13 protein-coding genes and 1 tRNA gene are annotated in these 8,103 nt (G+C 54.1%); 3 read left to right on the top strand and 11 right to left on the bottom strand.

What is annotated here, in order from left to right; genetic code table 11:
- Nucleotides 1-61 precede the first annotated feature (61 nt).
- From EZ315_RS16435 to EZ315_RS15240, 4 genes are all read right to left on the bottom strand, one after another.
- Nucleotides 62-238 carry a hypothetical protein gene (locus tag EZ315_RS16435; RefSeq protein WP_170957573.1) on the bottom strand — a complete coding sequence of 59 codons (177 nt, stop codon included), beginning with the start codon at nucleotides 236-238 and terminating at the stop codon, nucleotides 62-64.
- A 12-nt stretch (nucleotides 239-250) separates the two neighbouring features.
- Nucleotides 251-739 (bottom strand): hypothetical protein, encoded by a 489-nt coding sequence (locus tag EZ315_RS15250; protein ID WP_135472807.1) that lies wholly within the window; start codon nucleotides 737-739, stop codon nucleotides 251-253.
- Nucleotides 740-962: 223 nt separating this feature from the next.
- The gene (locus EZ315_RS15245; protein WP_135472806.1) at nucleotides 963-1,379 is read right to left on the bottom strand and encodes a hypothetical protein; all 417 of its coding nucleotides are present in this window, start codon (nucleotides 1,377-1,379) and stop codon (nucleotides 963-965) included.
- Between the two features lie 10 nt (nucleotides 1,380-1,389).
- Entirely contained in the window at nucleotides 1,390-2,034 is a 645-nt protein-coding gene (locus EZ315_RS15240) for a hypothetical protein (protein ID WP_135472805.1), read from the bottom strand.
- Nucleotides 2,035-2,173: 139 nt separating this feature from the next.
- Here EZ315_RS15240 and EZ315_RS15235 point away from each other — a divergent pair, with 139 nt between their 5' ends.
- Nucleotides 2,174-2,467, top strand: coding sequence for a hypothetical protein (locus EZ315_RS15235; RefSeq protein ID WP_135472804.1), 294 nt, complete (start codon nucleotides 2,174-2,176; stop codon nucleotides 2,465-2,467).
- Nucleotides 2,468-2,761: 294 nt separating this feature from the next.
- Here the strand turns inward: EZ315_RS15235 and EZ315_RS15230 are convergent, their stop codons facing one another.
- From EZ315_RS15230 to EZ315_RS15200, 7 genes are read right to left on the bottom strand one after another with little or no spacing between them, the layout of a single operon-like run.
- Nucleotides 2,762-3,019, bottom strand: a complete 258-nt coding sequence (locus EZ315_RS15230; RefSeq protein WP_135472803.1) for a hypothetical protein — start codon at nucleotides 3,017-3,019, stop codon at nucleotides 2,762-2,764.
- A complete protein-coding gene (locus EZ315_RS15225; RefSeq protein WP_135472802.1) occupies nucleotides 2,989-3,363 on the bottom strand; it encodes a hypothetical protein in 375 nt (124 codons plus the stop codon). Before EZ315_RS15225 ends, EZ315_RS15230 begins: the two co-directional genes overlap by 31 nt.
- 10 nt (nucleotides 3,364-3,373) lie before the next feature.
- Complete coding sequence (locus tag EZ315_RS15220) at nucleotides 3,374-4,330, bottom strand: hypothetical protein (RefSeq protein WP_135469459.1); 957 nt, start codon at nucleotides 4,328-4,330, stop codon at nucleotides 3,374-3,376.
- Between the two features lie 25 nt (nucleotides 4,331-4,355).
- Nucleotides 4,356-4,772, bottom strand: a complete 417-nt coding sequence (locus tag EZ315_RS15215; RefSeq protein ID WP_135469456.1) for a phage protein Gp36 family protein — start codon at nucleotides 4,770-4,772, stop codon at nucleotides 4,356-4,358.
- Nucleotides 4,763-5,020, bottom strand: a complete 258-nt coding sequence (locus tag EZ315_RS15210) for a hypothetical protein (RefSeq protein WP_135469453.1) — start codon at nucleotides 5,018-5,020, stop codon at nucleotides 4,763-4,765. The genes EZ315_RS15215 and EZ315_RS15210 overlap by 10 nt, the downstream gene beginning before the upstream one ends.
- Entirely contained in the window at nucleotides 5,014-6,561 is a 1,548-nt protein-coding gene (locus EZ315_RS15205; RefSeq protein ID WP_135469450.1) for a hypothetical protein, read from the bottom strand. Before EZ315_RS15205 ends, EZ315_RS15210 begins: the two co-directional genes overlap by 7 nt.
- Nucleotides 6,562-6,564: 3 nt before the next feature.
- Entirely contained in the window at nucleotides 6,565-7,041 is a 477-nt protein-coding gene (locus EZ315_RS15200) for a terminase gpP N-terminus-related DNA-binding protein (protein ID WP_135469447.1), read from the bottom strand.
- A gap of 275 nt (nucleotides 7,042-7,316) precedes the next feature.
- On the opposite strand from EZ315_RS15200, the gene EZ315_RS15195 reads away from it, so the two are divergent.
- Both EZ315_RS15195 and EZ315_RS16775 read left to right on the top strand, forming a co-directional pair.
- Nucleotides 7,317-7,392, top strand: a tRNA-Met gene (locus tag EZ315_RS15195).
- 155 nt (nucleotides 7,393-7,547) lie between these two features.
- Nucleotides 7,548-8,099, top strand: coding sequence for a hypothetical protein (locus EZ315_RS16775; RefSeq protein WP_242452625.1), 552 nt, complete (start codon nucleotides 7,548-7,550; stop codon nucleotides 8,097-8,099).
- Nucleotides 8,100-8,103: the final 4 nt, after the last annotated feature.

Raw genomic sequence — 8,103 nt, 5'->3', positions numbered from 1 at the left:
ATCGGCGTAAATATCATAAAGGCGGCAACGGTTTGGGTTTTCGTAGTCGATAGCCATTTGGTTAGCGGCTCGCCAGTCGGCAATGTCCTTTTGTCAGGGTCGCGAGTCGGACTGCTGCTGGAGCATTGCCGAAATCTGCACCCCCTTTTTGGAGGCGACGGCGGCGCGCCAGCGTCTGAAGCTGGGAGCGTGTGGGGCGGCTGAAATAGTCGCGGATGTTATCTAAAAAATTAGCCATTGCGGTGAAATGTCAAGTTAAACGAATATTGCCGGCAGAGTCGAGGCGGAGCGCGCCCGGGGGCCGACGCAGACGCAGGGAGGGAGCGACAACGCGCAGCTCAACAGTCTGGTAAAAGCGAGTGCCGAGCGTGGGGATAACATGCACCTGGGCGACACCCGGGCGGAATGGCAGCACACGCCCGTCGGGCTCCACTCCGGCAGCTCCGCCGAAAGCCTGAAAAATTACATTTTGAAGCGCACCGGCGGGAAGCACCCGGGCGCGGATATATTGGGGCACGTCGTTGCCAAGAGTGACAACGCCCGGGCTGATGACGCGCAGCCCGTCGGGAATTGGCGCGGCTACCTGTTCGGCACGGTCGGGCACGGCTTCGAGGCGTTGGCGGCTCTGTTCTGTAAGCTCACGCTCGGCATTGGTTGCCGTGGCAGCGTTGCGGGCGTTCTCTGTGGCTGTTTCTGCGGCCCTGTGGCGGCTTTTGAGGCTTGGGTGGCAGCATTGCAAGTCTTGACCGCTTCGGACGATGTGTCGGCAAGTTTTTGCGCCTGTTCGCGCACCTCATTTGCGGCGGTGTCTGCTTTTTTGGCTGCTGTGTTGGCGAGGTCGGCGGCTTCGGTCGCCGGCTTTTTCAGGATCTCAATCTGTGTGGGGGTAAAGTCGGCCCATGTGAACGGGTCGCCCTTGTCGCCTTTGAGGGCGGCCAACTGCTCCGGCGTGCGTGAAATCCTCATAAGTGAACGGCAGGCCGCGCGGGTGTATGCCGCCAACAGGTCGCACTCCACGACGCCGGGGAGTCGGTGGCGAACTGCCAGAGCTCTACGCCGGGGTCGGCGGGGTAATATACATTTTGCAGGCCGTCGGGCATAAGGTCGTTAATTAGCTGCAAATGCAGTTCACGGCGCAGCGTGCCCTCACATAAGCCGTGATCCTTGAAAATGACAAGCAGGGCGTCACCGTCGGGCAGGCAATTTTTATAAGCGTCACCGGAGCGCGAGGCCGTGAAAGTATGGCCGTGCTTAACTGTATATGTCAGCACAAAGTCCACCCCGTCGGGGAGTGGCACGATTTTGCCGGCAGCGTCGCGGAAGCGCTCACGGAGGACAAAGTCGCTTTTGTAGTTTATATGTCGTGTTTCGGTTGCCATTATGTGAGTCTTAAATTACCTTTGCCGTCGAGACGTAGCGCGCCGGAGGCCGTGAGACGGCAACGCGGTGGCACAACATCGATGCAAAGTGTTTTGTAAACCGATGTGTCGGAGGTAGCCACGGCATTGACATAAGAGCGGCCGAGACGCAGCGGGGTGATGAAGCCGTCGGGCGAAACGTCGAGGGCTTGGTGGTCGCCCATGCAGAGGACAGAGCCGAGGCCGAAGCTGGGAACAGGCGGGCGCGTATCTGCTGGCGCACGGGATTGGCGAGCGTTACAGTACGGGGCGCGCTGATGATGTCAACACGGAGCGGAGCCGCGAGGCTCTGGCCGGATAGCTGGGAGATGAGCGAGTCGATACGGGCGCGGGCGGCTTCGGACTTTTGGAGCTCCGCGCGTGTGTCGGCTGCGGCAGTGTCAGCCCCGGCGAGCCGTTTGTCGATGTCGGCCAAAATCTCCGGGAGGTTGACCGATAAAAAGAGGCTGACGGCAGCGTTGATGTCGTCGCAGGCTTCAATGAGGCCGCAGAACAGCTCGCCAACCTGACGGGCCGACACGGTTTTAGCGGCCACCGCGTCGCGTATGGCCTGAGCTTGAAGCAGCAGCGCGGCCGTGTCAAGCTGCTTGAGGTCGTTTTGGGTGAGTGGTTCCATTTTGAGGGATTAAAAGAGTTAAGAGAACACCTCGTCGAAAGGGTCCTGAAAAATTCGTGTAAGTTCGTTTTTGCTCTGAATGTTGAGCGGTCGGCCGGCGTTAAGGTCGGCGATCACTTCGTCGATTTTGTCAACCACAATGCCGACGTTATCGGGGTCGAACTTCTGGGCGACAGGCGGGCGCGCGTGTTCCGGTCTGGTAGAGCAACTCCAGATAATCGGCGCGGGGTATGTCGGTGGCAGGGCTGATGTGTTGCACGGCATAGGCCGAGCGGACAGCCGGGGCCACAACGTCCTCGAGCTCAAAGATGAGCGGGAGGCCGTCGGCGAGTGTGGCCGTTATACTGATGTCGTTGCGCTGAGCGAGGGCGAACACACCGGCGACCGAGCCAAGCGCGATAACTGCGGCGTCGAGGAGTGTTTGACGGTCTGAAACAATAAACTGCATAGGCTAAGAGATTATAACCACCCCGTCGGGGGATAGTGTGAGGTTAGAGACAGGGAGGCCGCAGGCTTGCAGCATTTTTTTAGTGTTGCCCGGCCAGAACGGGTCGGGAGTGCCGGCGAGCATTAGGGGCGCTTCTGCACCGAGGAGGGGGTGTTCCTTGATGTCGCCGCGGAGGGAGCGGGATGACAAATTCAGCAATGAAAGAGTCAGCCGGGGCGATGAGCGCGCCGGAGGGTGCGACAAGGAGGTCGCCGGTTGTTGTGTCTATTTGCAGTCCGTTCATTGCTTAATTTTTTCGTTTTCGTAATCACTGCGCTTTGTCAGCAAAAGGGTGTCGGCGCTCCAGTCGGCAGCGGCAGTTTTAAGAGCTGCGCCGCCGTCCTGAGCAACAGGGACCCAACCGGCCATAATACCCTTTAACTTGTTAATCTCGTTTTCGATTGTGTTAAGCCGCTTTGTGAGGTCGTCGATTTTAACAAGGCCGTTGAGTTTGCCACCGTTAAAAATTATATTGTCGGCGTTGATGTTGGCGGACATATTGGCGGTTTAATACGGCAGCCGTCAGCGTCCATGACGGCGGAGGTGTCACCGATGACGACTTCGGCCTGTTTTATTTTCTCAGTGCTCAGAACCACCCCGGCGGCACCGTCTGCGACGAAGCCGACAATAACAAAACTGCCAACTTCCGGATAAAGCCAAAAGCCGTAATTCGCGCCCTGATTTGCTTGTAGATTGACACCGAGCAACGGGGCGCCCTCATTAAGCGGGGTGCAGTCGATTGTGCGGGCTTTTTCGTCCACGGCGTCCACGGTGCAGACCAGCGCGACAGTCTCGCCGTCGGTCTTTGCCAGTTCTCTGATGATATTTCGTAAATCTGCCATAACTGTTTATTTAGTCGCCGACACGCAGCCCGAGCGTTATTTCCTGACGGTAGCCGGACGTGCCGTATTTAATTACATTCTTTTTGACCTGATAGACTCCGGCTTTTTTGCCGTCGATAATTAGCCCGATAGCGTCGAGGCAGTCAACAAGCGAAGCCCCGAAAGTCGTAAAAGAGCCGGTGAGGCCGTCGCGTTTAAGGCGTTTAATTTCCTGTTCGGCCCACGCCTTTAACTCGCTTTCGGTTTTGTTGTAGGTGTGGAGCGTGCGGTGTTCGCCGTCGGCGTCGCCGACCTCAACTTTGATTTTTTTATTATCCGGCATAAGGCTGACCGCCTTAACGCGCAGGCGCATATTTTCAGCCTTTTGCTGCTGGAGGCTCTGGTCTGAAATGATGTTAAGCCCGGAGCGGAACACTTGCGAGGGAGTACTGTCGCGGTCAAAGAGCACGCCACAGTAAAGAACCGGCTCGCCGTTCTCATATCGGAAAAATGAGCGGATGCCCTGTTCTGATAATCTTCCGAGCAAAGCGGCCACAGTGTCAGCGGTGACACGATAAGCACCGAGCGACTGTTCGCCCATAACATTGAGCCGGTAAGTTATGCCCTGATCCTTAAGAAGCGTTTCAATAGTAACAGAGCGGTAGGCTTTTTTCTGTGCCGGCATTTGTTTGAGTTTGAACATATCATCCTCGCAGGTAATGACAACCGGAGTTTTGAAGCCTACGTCACGGACATAACCCACAAAAGCAAGCTGTAAATTACCGTTATATCCCAGATAAATACGCACGGAGTCGCCACGATGCACAGGAATTTCAGCCGAGCCGTTCCACTTCATTTTTTTAGGGAGTGTTATTTTGGCTTCGGCTGTGAGCTTCTCAGTGTCGCGTACAATCTCCACCGCCGAGACAAAGCCGATGTCCCAGCAGCGCTCGCCGGTTATCTCAATTTTAGCACACAGCTTAAACATGGGTTAAACGGTATTTAACGGGTGTTTAATAGTCGTATCTGTTTGGTTTCATAGAGCCGTAGCGCACCGGGTTGCGTGCGTCGTCCCCGTCCTCACTCTCATAGAGAGGTAAGTCGGGGGAGGCTTTGCCGGCTTGAATATCGCGAAGCCATTTGATAGCGTCGTTATAGAGACATTCCCGGCGTTCGTGTCCCATATTCTGAGGGAGACGGTGAACCATTAGCCAAAGGGAAATATTTACGGCGCACTGTACGAGCATAGCGTTACGCTCTGAGCCCTCAGAAGCAAATACCCGGGTCATATCGTAGCGATAACGCAGATAAGAACCGATTTGCTCCAGGGCGGCGGCTTCGGCGGTCAGGCGTGTTTCTTCGTTCTGTGTTATCTGCTTGAGCTCGTATTCGTCGCACACGCCCCGGTAGTCGTCAAGAGTCAGGAACATAGGCCGGAAGTTTTGGGCATAGCTTCATAAATTGCAATTTCGCGGGCTTTTTCGGCAGTCAGGCCGGGGAGGCGCTTTTGCCGGATCATTTTTTTAACGCCCTGCATAGATACGCAGACCGGGCGCCCATGAAGCACAAGCACCAGGAATTTTTTACGGTGGAGGTCAGCGGAGCGCTGAGCTTCACGGATCGCGCGTTTTTTGCGCCAGTCGAACAGGAGGGCGCGGAAGTATTCAAATATTACCATGATACATTTTTTGCGTTAGGTCGCAACCCTATTGAAGTGGATGAAACAATTTTCTTTTGTCGGGTATCTCTCTGTAAAATCCATATAGCGCCCTCGTCGGCGTCCGGTGCGTCGTCGTGTCCGCGCATACCCTTTTCAAATGCGAGGGTCTGGTCGATGCCGGCGAGCATATCGGGGTCGTCTCGCTGGCTCTCGTCGTAATAGACGAACCCACGCTCCCACAGTGGCGAAACAGCTTCAACGCGCTGGAACTTGTCAGGCTTTTTGCGCTTGTCGCCGGTCATTGGGAGCTGGTAGCCGCGAAGTTCACCCTCTCGCATAAATTCATCGAGGATGGTGTCCTGCATAAAATTCGCCTCCATGTACCAGCGCACGGCGATACCCTGAGCGCGCGCCCATTCGTAAAGGTCGTAACACCAGCGTACCATTTCGGCAACGGAGCACTGACGGACAAAAGCACGGAGGTGCCAGAGCTGAGTCCCGGCTTTCCCCCAGAGTTTCGCCGCCTTAAAGTCATTTTTGTTTGAGCCTTTGAAACTGGGGTCGATATAAAGCACAATTTCCGAGAACTTAGACCAGGCAGGGCGCTTACCCCAGCGGATCCACTCGTTGCGGAACACTGCACCCTCAATTATCGGGTTATTCATGTATTCTTTTTGAAATGCACGATAACCGGCGACGTCGGCAATTGCCTGCACTTCCTCCGGGGTCCATTTGGCAGCCCAGGAAATATCGCCGTTTTTGTCGTAGATGTTTACACGGGTAACGTGTACGCTCTTAATATCGCACCACTTCGCCAGCACTGAATTTTTGGCAATCATATTACCGACCATAAAGAAGCGGCCGCGCCCACCGTCGAGAGTACCGAACAGAGCCGAGCGCACCCAGTCGAACAGCTTAGAGACACGCGCCGGACTTTCCACCAGTTCGTCGTCGTCGAGGTCGTCAATAACGATGTAATCCGGACGGTGTGAGCGGTAGCGCAGACCACGCGGAGACTGACCGCGACCACGGGCAAAAAATGCGACTTCCGTCTGCGTTACAAATTCTCCCTCCTCCCAGGATCCGGCGTTGTACTGTTCCCCGAAATCGGCAATATAACGCTGGTTGTACTGTAACTCCGCCTGAATGTCACCCAACAGAGTTTTAGCGTTATCCTCAGACTTGCCGACGATGACCATAACGTTAATTTCGCGGCGTTCCTGACACATTAGCCACATAGGGACAAATACGTCCATATTGGTAGACTTAGCCGCACCACGATGCCAGACAAAACCGGCTTTGAGGTTTCGGTTGGCTTTTATCTTATTGGCCGCGTCAATGTGGAATTTAGCGCAAGGGGTAGCTTTCCCGGTTTCGGGGTTAATAGTCCAGTGTGGGAAATAGTAATCAACGAAAGCGGTATAATCAGAGCGCAGCCGGGCAATGCGCGCGAGACGCTGTGCCGGCGATTCTATGATGTTAATGGAAGTGGCAGCCTGCACCGTTTCGCAGTGCTGTTTCCATTCCTCAATCGCTTTTTTTAATTCCGCTTTTGTCATACTTTAGAAAGACTCTTTTAATTTTTCAGAGATGAAAAGGTCGTGATAATGGTTAATGGTTTTGAGCAGTTCCGGGGTGACATTCGGGTCGAAGCTCATACGATATTGCAGCCATTTGCTGAAAGCCATAAATACCTCTATAATGTCAACCACGGAAGTTTTTTTGTCGAGGCGTTCAACAGTGGCGGCAAACTTCACAAGTTTGTCAGCGCTGGCGGCTGTTTTCTCCGGGCTGGGGTCATTTGCCAAATCCTCCAGTAACACATTTATGGAGTTAAAAATTTTATTAACCAGTTCCTGTCTCGTAATGTTGGCGGCGGCTCGTGCCTGTTCCCAGCCACCCTCCGCAACCCATTTTGTGACAGTCTGAGCAGATACGCCGACTTTTTCAGCAATAGACTTCTGAGGCTCCCCCTGCATATATAGGAGGCGCGCGTGTTCGCGTTGCTGTTCGCGTTCCTTTTTGGTTTTAGTTGCCATTCATAATAAACCGAGAATTTAAGTTAACACCCACACTGCGGGGGCGTTTTCGATATTTCGCATTATCGGCGGCACCTCAGCATAGCAGGAGTAAACTCCGCTCTGCGTTCGGTTTGCACGATAATTCACACTGCAAAGTTGGGGTAAAAAAGTGCTATGGTAAAAAAGAGTGTAAAACTTTTACACTCTTTTTGTTAGGGTTGTGAACAATGCTCAACTTTGCACCGCTGAACGACTTAAATACATTCTTTGCATAGCAAAGCGGCAAGCCGATTAGCGGAGTAGAGCAGCCGGTAGCTCATTGGGCTCATTCCCCAAAGGTCGCAGGTTCGAGTCCTGCCTCCGCCACCAAGGTAAAAAAGATTAGGACAACCGCCCCGGGCACAGGGGACACACCCACCACCTCCGGACCAAGCCCCTAAGTGCCCCGGGCATTTTCTTTGCGAGAGTTAATATTTTAAAATACAAAGCGTGGCAAGCACGATAAGTGAAACGAGACAACTACAATGAAAGAAGTAATAATCTCAACTGAGGCAGTAAACAGCTACGGCACGCGTGTGCTGACTTCGGGCATAGACCTGGAGCAGTTCAAGCGCAACCCGGTTTTGCTATGGATGCACCGCCGTGCTTTCGACGGTCAGTCAATGCCTATCGGCAAAATTGACAACCTCAGAGTTGAGGAGGGGAAGCTGATAGGCACCCCGATATTTGACCAAAACGATGAATTTGCCCGGAAGATAGAGAGCAAATGGGAAAGCGGATTTTTGCGCATGGCTTCGGCAGCCCTGGAGCCTACCGAAGTGAACCCAGACCCGGCTTTAGCATTGGAAGGGCAGACACGTGCAACGGTGACACGGTGCAAACTTATCGAGGTTAGCATTGTGGATATTGGCGGCAATGATGAAGCCCTGCAACTCTGTGGAGCAGACGGCAAGCAGTTGAAGCTCGCCGCCGGTGAGGATGCCCCGACACTTCCGCTCTTGAAACTGAACGAACCCAAGCCCGCGCCGGAGAATGAACCCGGCGAGGGGAGGAAATCAATAACAATAATAAAATAATAAA

This window comes from Duncaniella freteri (assembly GCF_004766125.1).
Classification (GTDB): domain Bacteria; phylum Bacteroidota; class Bacteroidia; order Bacteroidales; family Muribaculaceae; genus Duncaniella; species Duncaniella freteri.
The sequence above is the reverse complement of the archived record's forward strand: the minus strand, read 5'-3'. Positions and strand labels throughout refer to the sequence as shown.

Bases quoted from the DNA above. Each gene is read 5' to 3' on its own strand.
- EZ315_RS15200 (WP_135469447.1), bottom strand. From the start codon at position 7,041: ATGGCAACTAAAACCAAAAAGGAACGCGAACAGCAACGCGAACACGCG.
- EZ315_RS15240 (WP_135472805.1), bottom strand. From the start codon at position 2,034: ATGGAACCACTCACCCAAAACGACCTCAAGCAGCTTGACACGGCCGCG.
- EZ315_RS15245 (WP_135472806.1), bottom strand. From the start codon at position 1,379: ATGGCAACCGAAACACGACATATAAACTACAAAAGCGACTTTGTCCTC.
- EZ315_RS15210 (WP_135469453.1), bottom strand. From the start codon at position 5,020: ATGGTAATATTTGAATACTTCCGCGCCCTCCTGTTCGACTGGCGCAAA.
- EZ315_RS16775 (WP_242452625.1), top strand. From the start codon at position 7,548: ATGAAAGAAGTAATAATCTCAACTGAGGCAGTAAACAGCTACGGCACG.
- EZ315_RS15230 (WP_135472803.1), bottom strand. From the start codon at position 3,019: ATGTCCGCCAACATCAACGCCGACAATATAATTTTTAACGGTGGCAAA.
- EZ315_RS15205 (WP_135469450.1), bottom strand. From the start codon at position 6,561: ATGACAAAAGCGGAATTAAAAAAAGCGATTGAGGAATGGAAACAGCAC.
- EZ315_RS15215 (WP_135469456.1), bottom strand. From the start codon at position 4,772: ATGTTCCTGACTCTTGACGACTACCGGGGCGTGTGCGACGAATACGAG.
- EZ315_RS15225 (WP_135472802.1), bottom strand. From the start codon at position 3,363: ATGGCAGATTTACGAAATATCATCAGAGAACTGGCAAAGACCGACGGC.
- EZ315_RS15235 (WP_135472804.1), top strand. From the start codon at position 2,174: ATGCCGACGTTATCGGGGTCGAACTTCTGGGCGACAGGCGGGCGCGCG.
- EZ315_RS15220 (WP_135469459.1), bottom strand. From the start codon at position 4,330: ATGTTTAAGCTGTGTGCTAAAATTGAGATAACCGGCGAGCGCTGCTGG.
- EZ315_RS16435 (WP_170957573.1), bottom strand. From the start codon at position 238: ATGGCTAATTTTTTAGATAACATCCGCGACTATTTCAGCCGCCCCACA.